This window comes from Aliarcobacter cryaerophilus ATCC 43158 (assembly GCF_003660105.1).
GTDB lineage: Bacteria > Campylobacterota > Campylobacteria > Campylobacterales > Arcobacteraceae > Aliarcobacter > Aliarcobacter cryaerophilus.
Genome location: NZ_CP032823.1, coordinates 1,911,132 through 1,926,963 on the forward strand (window position 1 = coordinate 1,911,132; position 15,832 = coordinate 1,926,963).

Sequence of the window (15,832 nt, forward strand, 5' to 3'; positions counted from 1 at the left end):
TAATCGGGGTTAGCACTACCCTCGTACACTTCAAACTCTAGGAAGTACCTTTTTATATTTCCATATCATTTGGAAACTTTTTGGAAATACAAAGTAAATATAGATTGAAACAATTTAAATATTTTTAATCTTTTTTAATGGTTTAAGTGTTATCTACTGCACTCTATCAAACTATTAAACGATATAAGCATTTTAATTTTTCTACATTAAGTCTTTTATATTTTTTAGTTTCCATTAAGGGTACTCCCCTAATATAGGACTTTGTCAAAATTTATCTATAAGGTCGGTGTTCATAATCACCAAACTATAGTAATTCGACCTACCCTCCTTTTATATACTTTCATAACAATAGAACATTATTGAGCCTTAATTATTTTGATAAAAATTCAAACTAATTTAATTCTACTATTTAGTTATTTTTATTAAAAAGTGCGACGATTAATTATAATAACTTTTAAGTTTCATTAAAGCAAAAGCTTTGCTACATTAAGACTTTCAATTCTTAAATCACTATACCGAACTTTAATCAAGCCTCGTAATAGTCGAATTAGTTAAGCATTTTGAAGGTGTCAATTTTTACTTGTTACTTAGACTGCCTTAGACTAATCTATAAGTGGTGTTTTTTCAAACCTTAAAGTGCTTTTAAACTTAATTATTACTTAACTTTGAAACTTTTTTTACTATAAATAAAAAGTTATTTTTTTACTTTTTACAATAACTTTCAATCTCTTTTATAGCTTCACTACTTCCATAACAAATAATAGCTCTATATCCTTGCTTATTTAATAGTTCTATCCATTGTTTTTGGTGTTCTGAAACACTCCCACCTTTTAAACGCTTCATTTCTATAAATAAACCGTGATAAATACTTTTAGCTATTGGTATCATTAAATCTGGAACACCTGCTTTTAATCCCTCTTGTTTAGATTTAACTCTAGCTGTAAAGCTTTTGTAACTTCCATTTGGTATATGAAACACTGGAATTTGCTTTAATTCACAGTATTTTATAACTAGGTTTTGTTCTTGTTGTTCTGTTGGTATTATCTTCATAATATAAACTTAGTTATCTATATTACTTTCTTGATTTGATTTGTTTATAATATCTTCTAATCCAAATTCTCGTTTAATTTCATCTATTGAAAATACAGTAACACCTTGACTTAGTTTTTTAGCTGTTATACGCCCTTGCTTACTATAAGCCCAAACAGTACTTACTCCTATTCCTAAGTATTGAGCCACTTGCCCCGCTCTCATAAACTTTTGAATATCACTACTCATATAAATATTTGCACTCATTTTTTAACTCCTACTAATCTATTTAGGTACATATTAAACCTATACATACATTCTAATAAAAATTAAAAATAAATAAAATACGTTTTTTTGGAAAAATTAAAAGTGTAAAAAGTCATTTTTTGGCACACCATTTTATATATAAAAAAATTAATTTAAATTTTTAGTATCTCAATAAATCATATTTAGTGTACTATTACAAAATTTTCTTATTTATTAATTTTAGCTTAAAATTAATTCTTGTAAACCTTTTATTCTTTTGTTTTGTGTTGGTTGATTTCTAAATGTATTTTCTACTATTTCAATAGATTTTTTTAAATATGTCCTACATCTTTTAGCTTTAGAATTGATAATTTCTATACCTTTTATTTTTATTATTTCATTTTCTGTAATATTTTCTAATTCATTAATAACTATAATATGTGTTATATTATGTATCGCTAAATCTACAATATCGTTTTTGTGCATTGTTCCTATATGCTCTTTTATATTAATAAAATGCTTATTGTCTATATGCTCTTTATCTGTTATTACATTTTCTAAACTATTTATAAACTCTTTAAATCTTTTTTTTACTCTTTCATTAATTTTATTATTCTGTTTCCTATATGATAATATTATAAGTTTTATTTCATCTGCTCCAATATTTGTAACTAACCGGCAACCTATTAAATACATTAAAAAGTCTATCCATCTCTCAGATTTATATGTTTCATCATCATAAAGTTTTTTTAACTTATTTAATCCATTTCTTAAATGTTTATCAGTTCTTATATGCTTATGATTTTCTATATTCTTTAAAGTTTTATCGGCTTTTTTTAGTACTTCAATAATATCGTTTTTATAAGTCTTCATATTGACTTCTGAACATTTTAAAGCTTCTATAATATTTAAATCTATATTCATTTAAAAAGCTTTATTTTTTAATTCAGTTATATAATCACTCCAAAAATCCATTAAAGGCTTAAGTCTTTCAAAATAATCAGCCTTATGTGTATATGCTCTTACTGTATCACTTATCTCGTGATGGTCTAGTGCTTTTTCTTTTACTTCAAAACTAAATTTATTATCTAAATCTAAAGTATCAATTAAACTCCTAAATGTACCTCTAAAACCGTGTGATGTAATTTTCCTATTATTTAATTCATCATCAAAGCCCATTAACTTAAGAGCTTTATTTGGGCTTTCTTTATTTATTGGACTTCTATTATTTCTACCTAAAAATATATATTCCTGGTGTTCTGTAAATGGTTTTTGGTCTTTTAATATATTTATTACCTCATCACTCAAAGGTATTTTAAAATCTTCTAAATTTGTATCTTTTACTTTCATTTCATTTCTTGGAATAGTTAAGCTTTTTTCATCAAAGTTAATATAATCCCATTTCAAATTACATAGATTGTCAGCTCTTAAGGGAATATGTAAAACTAATCTTAAAGCATTTCGTGTGGAGTGGCTACCATTATAACAATAGATTGCATTTATCAATTCTTTTAATATTTTTTCATCTGTAATTTTTGAATAATGTCTTACTTTCTCAGGTTTTAAAATATCTCTTTTTCTTATATCCTGGATAATGTTTCTTTTACAATAACCTTGCATAACTGAATATCTAAAAAGATTATCTAAATAATTAAATATCTTTGAAGCAACCTCACGGGCTTGTAATTGTTTTGTATCTATTACTTTTATAATATCTTTTGGCTCAATATCTTTTATATGAGTATTCTTGAAAAATGGATAAATATCTTTTTCAAATACTTTTTTCTTATCTTTAAAAGTACTTGGTGCTATTCTTTCTTTTTCTCTCTCTAGCCACTCATTAGAAACATTTAAAAACATTCCGTTTATATCTACAATTTGCTCTTGCTTATCTTCTTTAGTTTTATTTATTGGGTCAATACCTTTAGCAATTAAATCTAAAAACTCATCTCTTTTTATTCTTGCATTTTCTAGTGTTACAATAGGGTAGCTTTTAAATGTAGTTTTTCTACGACTTCCATTATATGTATATCTAAACTCCCATATTTTATTACTATTTGGTTTTATAGAAATTCTAAGCCCTCCACCATCATTTAAGAAATACTCTTTTTCTTTTGGTTTTGCTTGTTTGATTTGGATATCTTTTAATATGTTAATTGAAGCCATATTTTAAACCTTTTTATAAATACTCAAAATTTACGACCCAATTTATCTTATAAATACGATAATATAGGCTTTAGTATGATGAGGTATAAGATTAGTAGAACTCTAATATCTATTAAATTTTACTTTTAAATTGGGTCGTAAATTCATAAAATATTTAGATTTTTTTATCAACGACCCAAAAAAAGACCCAATTTATATTAGATTGTACTAGATTATTATAGATGAATACAGATTAACGATTGTTTAAAAGGCTTATTTATAAGGGTTTTATATATGGTGTTAGATTATTTGAGTTTATAAAGTGGTACGCCTGGTAGGAGTCGAACCCACAACCCCTCGGGTCGAAACCGAGTATTCTATCCAGTTGAACTACAGACGCACTTGAAAAATTAGGATTGAAGTTTATCCTAATTTTACTTAAAAATTTTAGAAGAAGATATTATCTAAAACTATTAAAAAGAAGAAAACTATTCCTAAGTAACCATTTACAGTAAAAAATACTTTATCTATTTTTCTAAAATCTTTTGAAACTAAATAGTGTTCATAAGATAGCATCAAAGCACCAATCAAAACTGCAAAATATGCAAAATATGAGCCTTGAGAATATATCACAAATAAAAGCCAAAAAATAACTGTTAGAGCGTGGAATATTTTTGAAAACAGCATCGTATTTTTAGCACCAAATTTTGAAGGAATTGAGTGAAGTCCTAGTTTCTTATCTACATCAATATCTTGTAGAGAGTAAAGTAAATCAAACCCAGCAACCCAAAACATAACTCCAATACTTAAAAATATCACCCATAAAGGAATACTCTCACTAACAGCAACAACCCCAGCAATAGGAGCAAGTGCCAAAGAGATACCCAAAATTATATGTGCTAAATAAGAAAATCTTTTAAAGTATGAGTATGAACCAATTATTATCAAAATAGGAAGTGATAAAATCAAAGCCAAATCATTTACAAAATAAGCTACTAAAATAAATGCAAAAGCATTTGCCAAAAAGAATACAAACATAGCTTTTGCAGATATTCTTCCATCTACATTTGGTCTATTTTTTGTTCGTGGATTTAAAGCATCTATATCTCTATCCATAAAACGGTTGAAACCCATTGCAAAGTTTCGTGCAAATACCGCACATAAAGTTCCCAAAACCAAAAGTTTAAATCCAAACCAAGCAGTTCCATTTGTTTGAGATGAAGATACAACCATTGCTATAAATATAAATGGTAAGGCAAAAACAGAGTGCTTAAACATCACTAGTTCACTAAAATCTTTTATTTTTTTTATTAATTTTTCCATGGGCTGGATTTTATCAAATAATGAGTAAATTAATGCTTTTTGGTTATAATCAATCAAATTTTAATCGGGAATTAATTATGAAAAAATATATATTTCTAATACTTTTAAGCCTTTTTTCTATATTTTTTACAGCTTGTAGCACAAAAATAGATGAATCTATAGATAACTCAAATACAGCTGATATATCAACACTTTTGGATCAACTTGCACAAAAAGACAAAGAGATAAATGATATTATAAAAGAGCTTGAACAGTGTGGAGCTACAAAAAAAAAGTTGAGTAGATGAAAGAATTAGCAATAATAGGAACAACAGCTTCAGGAAAAACAGCACTCTCACTTGAAATTGCACACAAAACAAACTCTATAATCTTATCTTTGGACTCTCTTTGTGTTTACAAAGATATAGATATTGCAAGTGCAAAACCAACAAAAATAGAGCGAGCCAATATAGTTCATTTTGGAATAGATGAAATTTTTCCAAATGAGAAATTTGATGTTATTGAGTTTTTAAATTTGTATAAAAATGCAAAAGAGTATGCAGAAAAAAATATGAAAAACTTAATTATAGTAGGTGGAACAGGCTTTTATCTCAAAGCATTAGTTGACGGAATAAGCGATGGTTTAAAAGAAAATACAAATTTAGATATGTGTTTAAATGATGCTTATAATTTGCTTTATAGTCTAGACAAAGAGTATATGCAAAAAATTGAACCAAATGATAAATATAGAGTAGAAAAAGCCTACTCAATTTATAAACAAAGTGGACTAACTCCAAGTGAATATTTTTTGAAAAATCCTAAAATTGCTCTATGTGCAAACCTTCCGATTTTTGAGATTTTATGGGAAAAAGATGAATTAATAAATCGAATAGCCTTGAGAACAAAACAGATGATAAAAGCTGGACTTATTGATGAAATTATATATTTAGAGAAAAAATATACAAGAAGCCCAAACTGTATGGCAAGTATAGGAATAGTAGAAACGCTAGAGTATCTTGATGGCAAAATATCAAAACAAGAGTTAGAAGATAAAATTATTCAAAATACTCTAAAACTTGCAAAAAGACAAAATACTTTCAATAAAGGTCAATTTACAAATAGAGTTTCAAATATAATTCCTAGCTTAAATTCAGAGATTATTAAGTATTTTTCGATATAATCGCCGTTCAAAAGTCTATTAAAGGACTTGCAAAGACTTGCTCTTTTTTTAGACGTTTAATATTTTAAAAGGAAATTGGAATGAAAAAAGATATTCATCCAGATTACAAAGTATGTCAAGTTTCTTGTGCATGCGGAAATAGCTTTGAGACAAAATCAAATGTTGCAACTTTAAGAGTTGATATTTGTTCACATTGTCATCCATTCTTTACAGGAGAGCAAAAATTAGTTGATGCTGCTGGAAGAGTTGAGAAATTCAAAGCTAAATATAATATGGCAAAATAGTTTATTGCTATGTTGTGCTTAGTTCCAACACCAATAGGAAACCTTGAAGATATTTCAAAAAGGTCTTTAAAGGCTCTATTGGAAGCGGAACTAATTTTTTGTGAAGATACAAGAGTCACAAAAAAACTTCTAAATCTTTTAGCTCTTAAATATGAGTTAGATTTTTCACAAAAAGAGTTCAAATCTTTTCACTCTCACAATGAAAAAGAGATATTAAACAATTTAACAAAAGATACTTTTACTAAAAATGTTGTTTATTGTAGCGATGCTGGTATGCCTTGCATTAGTGACCCAGGTGCTAGTTTAGTTGATTGGTGCATAAAAAACGAAGTTGATTTCGATGTAATCCCTGGAGCAAATGCAATTTTAACAGCTTTTGCTATGAGTGGTTTTAGTAGTACAGAGTTTACATTTTTTGGTTTTTTAGATCATAAAGGAGCAAGTCGTGCTTCAAAACTTGAAGAGGTTTTAAATAGTTCTAGAGTTGGAATTTTATATGAATCACCTCATCGACTTTTAAAACTTCTTGAAGAATTAAATAAAAAAGAACCAGATAGAACAATATTTTTAGTAAAAGAGATAAGTAAGTTTTATCAAAAAACATATAAAAATAGTGCAAAAACTCTATATGAAGAGTTAAAAAATATTGAAATAAAAGGTGAATGGGTTGTAGTAGTTGAACCAAAAGAGAAATTTGGTTTTAATCTTGAATTAGATGATATTTTACCGCTTGATATTGCTCCAAAAATAAAAGCAAAGTTAATAGCAAAGCTTACAGGAGCTAGTGTAAAAGAAATTTATCAAGAATTATTGGATAAAATCCAAAATTAATTTAAACGAGAAAAAATGATAATATACGGAAAACAGATAGTTTTATATGTGCTTGAAAAACACCAAGATTTAATAGAAGAGATTTTTTTATCAAAAGAGATTGATAGTAAACTTTTTTCAAGATTTGCAAAACTAAATAAAAAAATTCACAAAGTTGATAACCAAAAAGCTCAAGCTTTAGCAAAAGGTGGAAATCACCAAGGGCTTATTTTAAAACTTAGCGATTATGTTTATGCACCTCTAAAAGATATAAAAAATATGAATTTCATCTTAGTTTTAGATGGTCTTACAGATGTAGGAAATATTGGAGCAATAGCTAGAACTGCTTACTCTTTAGGAGTTGATGGAATGATTGCAGCCGATATAAAAACTATAAGCAACTCTGGAACTATAAGAACTAGTGCTGGAGCTTTACTTGATTTACCTTTTGCAATTCACCCAAGAAGTGTAGATTTAGCAAGTGAATTAATCGATGCTGGTTTTACATTAATAGGTGCAACAACGGATGGAGTCGATTTAAAAAAATATGGGAAAATCGAAAAAACTGATAAAGTCGCAATAATTTTAGGAAATGAAGGCGCTGGAATTAGTCCAAAAGTAGCAAAAAAATTAGACCTGAAAGTTTCAATAAAAATGGAACATGAATTTGACTCTTTAAATGTAAGCTCAGCAGCTGCAATTTTAATATATAATTTAAAAAGATAAAAAGGAAAATATATGAAAACACTACTACTTATAATATTTTTATGCCTAAGCTTGAATGCAAATATCAATCAAGCTGTTTTAGGCATAATTGGAAGTAGTGATTTCAATACTCATAGAAATTTGATTAATACTCTTTTTAAAAATCAAAGCTATTTTTATACAAATGGAAGTCTTGATTATGCAAAAATTTCTCAAACTTTACAAAACAACAATCTTTTAAAACTTTCTTTAGGTTCTACTCAATCTATTGAAGCAACTTTTATATTTAACTCAAACCCAAAAAAATCTTTTAAAAATATAAATGATATTTTAAAATCAATAGGAGTACAAAATTTTGTAACAATAAATCAAAGTGTTTCACAAAACCAATTAAAATGGAGTATAAAAGTACAAACAGCAGCCGCCATAAACCCTCTTAGGTTATCTCAAGAGCTACAAAATGCAAATTGTAGGGTTGTTGATATAAAAAAAGAGGGTAACAATAAATGGAGTTATTATATTGACTCAAAAAAATCTTCTATTTATAAAGCTGAAGATTTAGTTACAAAGGCTAGCGTTTCATTAAAAAAACCAGTTAAGCCATATATTTTGGAAATTGCAAATACAGATGCAATCAAAATTGATTCAAACGTAGGAAATAACTGGTACCCAAATATTATTTTTTATGATGATAGTTTTAATGTAATTGATGTTTTTGAGAGTGAAAATTTGCATAAAAATCTTAGAGTTGATATTCCAACAAATACAAGATTTATAAAAATTGATGATTTTTATGCTTTAACAAATATAAAAAATGGTTTAAATATTACTAAGGAGTAGTAAAATGTTTGACGAAATTGAATTTGAAAGAATGAAAAGACTTCCAAACTATGTGTTTGCAGAAGTTAATGCTATTAAAATGGAAGCTAGACGAGCTGGAGTTGATGTTATAGATTTTTCTATGGGAAATCCAGATGGAGAAACTCCAAAACATATTGTTGATAAATTAAAAGATGCTGCAAGTAAGCCAAAAAACTACGGTTATAGTGCTAGTATTGGAATTTATAAATTAAGACTTGCTATTTGTAATTGGTATAAAAGAAAATATAATGTAGATTTCTTAGACCCAGATAAACACGCTTGTGCAACAATGGGTTCAAAAGAGGGATATGTTCACTTAGTTCAAGCTATTGTAAATGTTGGTGATGTTGCTGTTGTTCCAGATCCTACTTATCCTATTCACTCATATGCTTTTATGTTAAATGGAGCTGCAATTCATAAATTTGAATTGGTATTTGATAATGAGTTTAAAGTAGATGAAGAACTTTTTTTTAAAAATCTTCAAAAAACAATTGATGAGTCAATTCCAAAAGTAAAATATGTAGTTGTAAACTTCCCTCACAATCCATCTTGTGCAACTGTTACACCAGAGTTTTATACAAAACTTGTAGCAATGGCTAAAAAAGAAAGATTTTATATAATCTCTGATATTGCTTATGCTGATATTACATTTGATGGATATAAAACTCCTTCTATTTTTCAAGCGGAAGGTGCTTTAGATGTTGCTGTTGAATGCTTTACATTAAGTAAATCATACAATATGGCTGGATGGAGAGTTGGATTTATTGTTGGAAATGAAAAACTTGTAGGTGCTTTAAAAAGAATAAAATCTTGGCTTGATTATGGAATGTTTGCACCTATTCAAATTGCAGCAACTGTAGCACTTGATGGTCCACAAGATTGTGTTGATGAGATAGTTTCTAAATATGAAAAAAGAAGAGATGTTATGCTTCAAGCATTTGCAGAAGCTGGTTGGGTTATGGATAAACCAAATGCATCTATGTTTATTTGGGCAAAAATACCTGAAAAAGCTAGACATTTAGGAAGTTTAGAGTTTTCTAAACAACTTTTAAGAGAGGCTCAAGTGGCTGTTAGTCCAGGAATTGGTTTTGGGCATTATGGTGACCAGTATGTAAGAATTGCTTTGATTGAAAATGAAAAAAGAATTAGACAAGCTGCAAAAAATATCAAAAGATATTTAAAAACTTTAGAGTAGAAAAATATAAATAGGGTTCCTTTTTTTAATGGGAACCATTTAAAAGGATAAATATATGCTTAAAATTGGAATTATTGGAGTAGGAACAGTTGGAACAAGTGTTGTAAATATTTTAAGAGATAATAAAAATATTATTACTGCACGAGCTGGAGTTGAAATTGTTCCTACTATTGGAGTAGTTTCAAATTTAAATAAAAAAAGAGATGTGCAAATAGAGCTTACAGATGATGTTTCAAAAGTTTTAGAAGATGATAGCATAGATATAGTTGTTGAGCTTATGGGTGGAATTGAAAAACCTTATGAGATAGTAAAAAGAGCTTTAGAAAATGGTAAAGCAGTGGTTACTGCAAATAAAGCTTTATTGGCATATCATAGATATGAGCTTCAAGAACTTGCAAGTGATACACCTTTTGAATTTGAAGCAGCAGTTGCTGGTGGAATTCCAATAATAAATGCTCTAAGAGATGGTTTGAGTGCAAACAATATAAAGTCTATTCAAGGGATTATGAATGGAACTTGTAACTATATGCTTACAAAGATGATAAATGAAGGTATCGCTTATGATATTATCTTAAAAGAAGCTCAAGAATTAGGTTATGCAGAAGCTGATCCAACTTTTGATGTTGGGGGTTTTGACACTGCTCATAAACTTTTAATTCTAGGTTCAATCGCATATGGAATTGATGTAAAACCAGAAGATATTTTAATCGAAGGTATCCAAAATATCTCTAAAACTGATATAGAGTTTGCAAAAGAGTTTGAGTACAATATAAAGCTTTTAGGAATTGCAAAAAAAGTAGGAAATCAAATAGAGCTTAGAGTTCACCCTGTTTTAATCCCTGAAGAAAAAATGATAGCAAAAGTTGATGGTGTTATGAATGGAATCTCTGTTGTTGGAGATAAAGTTGGTGAAACTATGTTTTATGGAGCAGGTGCAGGCGGAGATGCAACAGCTAGCGCAGTTATTGCAAATATAATTGATATTGCAAGAAAAGGTAAAGGCTCTCCTATGCTTGGATTTGAAAAACAAGTAGGGACAAAACCCACTTTAATGCCAAAAGATGAGATTAGAACAAAATATTATTTAAGACTTGAAGTTGCAGATAAGACAGGTACTTTAGCAAAAGTTGCAAAAGTTTTTGGAGACAATTCTATATCGATAGAAAATATGATGCAAAAATCAAAAAAAGATGAAAAAGCAAACCTACTTTTAACAACTCACACTTGTATTGAAAAAGATATTTTAAAAGCTATAAATGAACTTGAACACTCTCAAGTAGTTCTAAAAAAACCTGCTATGATAAGAATAGAAGATTAAAATCTTCTATCTTTTTAAAAGAATTCATCTTTTAAATCTCTGTTTTTTGAATATATTTTATAAGTTATGTCTTTATAAATAAACTCCAGATAGTTTGCATGAAGCCAAAGTCTACTTGAACCTGTGACTTTAAATCTATCTTCTAAACTTAAAGTTTTATTTAGATAATTTTCTGCATTTACATCATCAATACCATAAATTGGATCTCCTAAAATTGTATAACCAATTGAGTGAAGATGGACTCTTATTTGATGTTGACGACCTGTTAGCGGGATTACTTCAATAAGTGTCAAATCTTTTTCTTTATTATATTTAATAGGTTTTATAATAGTAACAGACTCTTTTCCACCCTCTTCTTTTTGACAAGTTTTCATTTTTACACCTATTAAAAGTCCCTCTTTATCAATATTTTTATCTATTTTTATCTCTTTTTCTATTTTTCCACAAACAATAGCAAGATATGATTTATGATATTTTTTATCTTGAAACATCTCTTTTAACTCAATTTCACTCTTTTTATTTTTTCCCACAATTACAAGTCCTGATGTTTCAGCATCTATACGATGAATCAAATTTGCATCCTCTCCAAAATGAAATCTTATTTCATCAAGTAAAGAATAAGGAGTATTTTTTGATATTGGATGAACCATAAGATGAGTTGGTTTATCAAAAATAGCAAAATCTTTAAACTCTAAAAGTGGTTTCAAACCCCTACTAACTCCTTCAAAAACTCCAATAGAAATCTCATCACAATCAATTATTTCACTTGGATTAAAAGCACTCATATCACTTCTAAAAACTCTTCCTTTTCCTATTAGTTTTTGTGCTATTTTAGGGCTATATCCCAAATCATCTTCAAGAAAAAATTGAATCTTTTTGTCTTTAATTGCTTTGAATTTTTTAAGTGTAAATGGCACGTTTTAATCTCCAGTTTTTGTTTGATTTTATATTATTTGGATACAATACAAACTCAAATTTGTTGAAAATAATATAATAAAAAATATAGAAATATGATTAGAAGGGTATTTTATGGTTGAAAGATATGCAAGAGAAGAGATGAGTTCAAAATGGACTCAAGAAGCAAGATATGCAGCTTGGCTTGAAGTTGAAAAAGCAGCTGTAAAGGCTTGGAATAAATTGGGTCTTATTCCAGATGAAGATTGTGAAAAAATAGTAAAAAATGCAAAATTTAGTGTTGAGAGAATTGAAGAGATAGAAGCTATTACAAAACACGATTTAATAGCATTTAATACAAGTGTATCTGAAAGTCTAGGAGCTGAATCACGATGGTTTCACTATGGAATGACAAGTTCTGATGCAGTTGATACTGGAGTTGCTTTACAAATGAGAGACTCTTTAGAAATTATCATAAAAGATGTGCAAATGCTTTTAGAGAGTATCAAAAAAAGAGCAATGGAGCATAAATATACTCTAATGGTTGGAAGAAGCCACGGTATTCATGGAGAGCCAATAACTTTTGGATTAACTCTTGCTGTTTGGTATGATGAAGTTAAAAGACATCTAAAAAACCTTGAAGAGACTATGGAAGTTATTGCAGTTGGACAAATATCTGGAGCTATGGGGAATTTTGCACATGCGCCACTTGAACTTGAAGAGTACGCAATGGCTGAGCTTGGACTTAAACCAGAACCTTGTTCAAATCAAGTAGTTCACAGAGATAGATACGCAAGACTTGCTACAACTTTAGCACTTTTAGCTTCAAGTGTAGAAAAATTTGCAGTACAAGTAAGACATCTTCAAAGAACTGAAGTTTATGAAGCTGAGGAGTATTTTGCAGCTGGGCAAAAAGGAAGTTCTGCAATGCCACACAAAAGAAATCCTATTTTAACTGAAAATATAACTGGACTTGCTAGAATGATTAGAGCTTATGTAACTCCAGCTTTAGAAAATGTTGCACTTTGGCATGAAAGAGATATTTCACACTCTTCAACAGAGAGATTCTGGTTACCAGATGCATTTATAACAACAGATTTTATGCTTCACAGAATGAATAGTGTAATAGCAAATTTAACTGTAATGCCTGAAAATATGATGAAAAACTTAAACTTAACTGGTGGACTTGTATTTTCTCAAAGAGTTTTACTAGAACTTCCACTAAAAGGTGTTAGCCGTGAAGATGCATACAAAATAGTACAAAGAAATGCTATGAGAGTATGGCAAGAGATACAACAAGGAAAAGCAACAACAAATGAAAAAGGTGAGAGCCTATATCTTCAATATCTACTTGCAGATGATGAACTTGGTAAATCTTTAAGTGAAAATGAGATTAGAGAGTGCTTTAATTTTGACTACTATACAAAAAATGTAGAAAAGATTTTCAATAGAGTTTTTAATTAATAGGGGATTTTAAATGACAATAATGATTCAAAAAAGAAATGGGCGAAAAGAGGTTTTGGATATTACAAAAATCCAAAAAATGACTATTGAAGCAACTGCAGGACTTGACGGAGTTAGTCAAAGTGAATTAGAACTTGACTCTCATATAAAATTTATTGATGGAATGAATTCAAGTGATATTCAAGATGCTTTAATAAAAACAGCGGTTGAAAAAATTGATATTGATGTTCCAAATTGGACTTTTGTTGCAGCTAGACTTTTTTTATATGATTTATATCATAGAGTTGGAATTGCAACTTATGGAGTAAAAGGTGAGGCTTACAGACATTTAAAAGAGTATATTAAATTTGGTATAGACGCGGGAAGAATTATTCCAAACTTGGCAAATGGTTATGATTTAGATGATTTAAACTCTTACATAAAACAAGAGAGAGACTTTTTATTTAATTATCTTGGAATTAAAACTCTATACGATAGATATTTACTAAAAAATAGTAAAGGTGAACCAATAGAGTTGCCACAACAAATGTTTATGGCTATTGCTATGTTTTTAGCTCAAAATGAAGAGAAAAAACAAGAAAAAGCAAAAGAGTTTTATGATGTTATCTCTAAATTTGAAGTAATGCTTGCAACTCCAACATTAAGTAATGCTAGAACAAATAGACATCAGCTTAGTTCTTGTTATATAGGCTCAAGTCCTGATAATATAGAAGGTATTTTTGACGGATATAAAGAAATGGCACTATTATCTAAATATGGTGGTGGAATTGGATGGGATTGGAATCAAATAAGAAGCCTTGGTGGTTCTATTGATGGTCATAAAAGTGCTGCTGGTGGAACTGTACCATTTTTAAAAATCACAAATGATATTGCAATTGCAGTTGATCAATTAGGTACAAGAAAAGGTGCAATTGCAGTCTATCTTGAGCCTTGGCATATGGATATTATGGATTTTATTGATTTAAAGAAAAATAGTGGAGAAGAAAGACGAAGAGCTCACGATTTATTTCCAGCACTATGGATAAGTGACTTATTTATGGAGAGAGTTTTAGAAGACTCTCATTGGACACTATTTGACCCTGTTGAAGTAAAAGATTTAAGTGAATCTTTTGGTGAAGAATTCACAGCAAAATATATAGCTTATGAAAACAGTGATAGTGTTACAAAAAATAGAATAAAAGCAAAAGATTTATGGAAAAAAATCTTAACTTCATATTTTGAAAGTGGAAGTCCATTTTTATGCTTCAAAGATAGTGCAAATAAAGCAAATCCAAATCCACATGCAGGACATATAAGAAGTTCAAATCTTTGTACAGAAATTTTTCAAAATACAAATCCAAATCACTATAAAATAAAAGTAGAGTTTGAAGATGGTACTATCAAAACTTTTGAAGAGGAAGATTTAGTGGTAGTTGATGGTGGAATTATAAAAAAAGCAAATAAAGTAACTGCACTTGACAGTATAAATGGTAAAAAAATATTTATAGTTGAAAAACAAAAAATAGATGGAGATACTGCTGTTTGTAATCTTGCAAGTATAAACTTATCAAGAATAAATACAAGTGAAGATATAAAAAGAGTTGTGCCAATAGCTGTAAATATGCTTGACAATGTGATTGATTTAAATTTTTATCCATTAAGAAAAGTAAAAGCTACAAACTTAAAATCAAGAGCAATTGGTCTTGGAGTTATGGGGGAAGCTGAGATGTTGGCAAACAGTAAAATATCTTGGGGAAGTAATGAGCATTTTAAAAAAATAGATGAGCTTATGGAATGTATTTCATACAATACTATTTTATCAAGTTCAAATTTGGCAATAGAAAAAGGCTCTTACCCTACTTTTGATGGTTCAAATTGGAGTAAAGGAATTATGCCACACGACCACACTCCACAAGCTGTAAATGCTATAGTAAATAAAGATTTATTTGATAACTCTTGTGATTGGGAGTTCTTACGAGAAAAAGTAAAAAAAGATGGTATGAGAAATGGTTACCTAATGGCTATTGCTCCAACATCATCTATCTCTATTTTAGTTGGAACAACGCAAGCTATTGAGCCTGTTTATAAAAGAAAATGGTTTGAAGAAAATCTAAGTGGTCTAATTCCAGTAGTAGCTCCAAAACTAAGCCCAGACACTTGGTCTTTTTATACTCCTGCATTTGAAATAGACCAACTTCAAGTTGTAAAAGCAGCAGCAATAAGACAAAAATGGATAGACCAAGGACAATCAACAAATATATTTATGAGTTTAGATAAAGCAAGTGGAAAATACCTACATGAAATTTATACTCTAGCTTGGAAACTAGGTCTTAAATCAACATATTATTTAAGAAGTCAAAGTCCAGAAGCAAAAAATGATGTTGAAGATAGAAGTATGGAGTGTGCTGGCTGCCAGTAAA

Annotated in this window: 16 protein-coding genes and 1 tRNA gene; 10 read left to right on the forward strand and 7 right to left on the reverse strand. The window is 28.9% G+C overall.

Annotation, left to right across the window (positions count from 1 at the left end):
- Positions 1-702: 702 nt before the first annotated feature.
- The 6 genes from ACRYA_RS09735 to mqnP form a co-directional block, all read right to left on the reverse strand.
- Positions 703-1,050 (reverse strand): VRR-NUC domain-containing protein, encoded by a 348-nt coding sequence (locus ACRYA_RS09735; RefSeq protein ID WP_105917874.1) that lies wholly within the window; start codon positions 1,048-1,050, stop codon positions 703-705.
- Positions 1,051-1,059: 9 nt separating this feature from the next.
- The gene (locus ACRYA_RS10815; protein ID WP_105917875.1) at positions 1,060-1,296 is read right to left on the reverse strand and encodes a helix-turn-helix transcriptional regulator; all 237 of its coding nucleotides are present in this window, start codon (positions 1,294-1,296) and stop codon (positions 1,060-1,062) included.
- Between the two features lie 219 nt (positions 1,297-1,515).
- Complete coding sequence (locus ACRYA_RS09745; RefSeq protein ID WP_105917876.1) at positions 1,516-2,199, reverse strand: hypothetical protein; 684 nt, start codon at positions 2,197-2,199, stop codon at positions 1,516-1,518.
- Entirely contained in the window at positions 2,200-3,441 is a 1,242-nt protein-coding gene (locus tag ACRYA_RS09750; protein WP_105917877.1) for a tyrosine-type recombinase/integrase, read from the reverse strand. It abuts the gene before it with no gap.
- Between the two features lie 302 nt (positions 3,442-3,743).
- A tRNA-Arg gene (locus ACRYA_RS09755) sits at positions 3,744-3,820 on the reverse strand.
- Positions 3,821-3,867: 47 nt separating this feature from the next.
- The gene (mqnP, locus tag ACRYA_RS09760; RefSeq protein WP_105917878.1) at positions 3,868-4,743 is read right to left on the reverse strand and encodes a menaquinone biosynthesis prenyltransferase MqnP; all 876 of its coding nucleotides are present in this window, start codon (positions 4,741-4,743) and stop codon (positions 3,868-3,870) included.
- 77 nt (positions 4,744-4,820) lie between these two features.
- On the opposite strand from mqnP, the gene ACRYA_RS09765 reads away from it, so the two are divergent.
- The 8 genes from ACRYA_RS09765 (at position 4,821) to ACRYA_RS09800 (ending at position 11,075) form a co-directional block, all read left to right on the forward strand.
- A complete protein-coding gene (locus tag ACRYA_RS09765; RefSeq protein WP_105917879.1) occupies positions 4,821-5,030 on the forward strand; it encodes a hypothetical protein in 210 nt (69 codons plus the stop codon).
- A complete protein-coding gene (gene miaA / locus ACRYA_RS09770; protein WP_105917880.1) occupies positions 5,027-5,902 on the forward strand; it encodes a tRNA (adenosine(37)-N6)-dimethylallyltransferase MiaA in 876 nt (291 codons plus the stop codon). Before ACRYA_RS09765 ends, miaA begins: the two co-directional genes overlap by 4 nt.
- A gap of 80 nt (positions 5,903-5,982) precedes the next feature.
- A complete protein-coding gene (rpmE, locus tag ACRYA_RS09775) occupies positions 5,983-6,186 on the forward strand; it encodes a 50S ribosomal protein L31 (protein WP_105917881.1) in 204 nt (67 codons plus the stop codon).
- 9 nt (positions 6,187-6,195) lie between these two features.
- Complete coding sequence (gene rsmI / locus ACRYA_RS09780) at positions 6,196-7,017, forward strand: 16S rRNA (cytidine(1402)-2'-O)-methyltransferase (RefSeq protein ID WP_105917882.1); 822 nt, start codon at positions 6,196-6,198, stop codon at positions 7,015-7,017.
- A 15-nt stretch (positions 7,018-7,032) separates the two neighbouring features.
- Positions 7,033-7,722 carry a 23S rRNA (guanosine(2251)-2'-O)-methyltransferase RlmB gene (gene rlmB / locus ACRYA_RS09785; protein WP_105917883.1) on the forward strand — a complete coding sequence of 230 codons (690 nt, stop codon included), beginning with the start codon at positions 7,033-7,035 and terminating at the stop codon, positions 7,720-7,722.
- 12 nt (positions 7,723-7,734) lie between these two features.
- Positions 7,735-8,541 (forward strand): hypothetical protein, encoded by an 807-nt coding sequence (locus tag ACRYA_RS09790; RefSeq protein WP_105917884.1) that lies wholly within the window; start codon positions 7,735-7,737, stop codon positions 8,539-8,541.
- Between the two features lie 4 nt (positions 8,542-8,545).
- A complete protein-coding gene (locus ACRYA_RS09795) occupies positions 8,546-9,757 on the forward strand; it encodes an LL-diaminopimelate aminotransferase (protein WP_105917885.1) in 1,212 nt (403 codons plus the stop codon).
- A gap of 55 nt (positions 9,758-9,812) precedes the next feature.
- A complete protein-coding gene (locus ACRYA_RS09800) occupies positions 9,813-11,075 on the forward strand; it encodes a homoserine dehydrogenase (protein ID WP_105917886.1) in 1,263 nt (420 codons plus the stop codon).
- A 14-nt stretch (positions 11,076-11,089) separates the two neighbouring features.
- Here ACRYA_RS09800 and ACRYA_RS09805 read toward each other — a convergent pair whose 3' ends face one another.
- Positions 11,090-11,992, reverse strand: a complete 903-nt coding sequence (locus ACRYA_RS09805; RefSeq protein ID WP_105917887.1) for an RluA family pseudouridine synthase — start codon at positions 11,990-11,992, stop codon at positions 11,090-11,092.
- A 112-nt stretch (positions 11,993-12,104) separates the two neighbouring features.
- On the opposite strand from ACRYA_RS09805, the gene purB reads away from it, so the two are divergent.
- Both purB and ACRYA_RS09815 read left to right on the forward strand, forming a co-directional pair.
- Positions 12,105-13,433 carry an adenylosuccinate lyase gene (purB, locus tag ACRYA_RS09810; RefSeq protein WP_105917888.1) on the forward strand — a complete coding sequence of 443 codons (1,329 nt, stop codon included), beginning with the start codon at positions 12,105-12,107 and terminating at the stop codon, positions 13,431-13,433.
- Between the two features lie 13 nt (positions 13,434-13,446).
- A complete protein-coding gene (locus ACRYA_RS09815) occupies positions 13,447-15,831 on the forward strand; it encodes a ribonucleoside-diphosphate reductase subunit alpha (protein ID WP_105917889.1) in 2,385 nt (794 codons plus the stop codon).
- Position 15,832: the final 1 nt, after the last annotated feature.